Annotated in this window: 1 rRNA gene; it reads left to right on the forward strand. The window is 37.8% G+C overall.

The annotated features are described in order from the left end of the window. Nucleotides 1-109: 109 nt before the first annotated feature. A 5S ribosomal RNA gene (rrf, locus tag KTHG_RS00390) occupies nt 110-225 on the forward strand.

Consider the following 225-nt stretch of genomic DNA (forward strand, 5'->3'; position numbering starts at 1 on the left):
CATGTTTATCCAGTTTTGAAAGAATAATTATTTTTCTAAAAAAGTAATTGACTTTCACTCAATATGATGTTAAAATAATTAATGTCCTTGAGAAAAGGTAATTAAATAGTCTAGTAATGATGGCAAAGAGGTCACACCTGTTCCCATGCCGAACACAGAAGTTAAGCTCTTTAGCGCCGATGGTAGTTGGGGGTTTCCCCCTGCGAGAGTAGGACGTTGCTAGGC

The organism is Kurthia sp. Dielmo (genome assembly GCF_000307285.2).
Lineage (GTDB): Bacteria > Bacillota > Bacilli > Bacillales_A > Planococcaceae > Kurthia > Kurthia populi.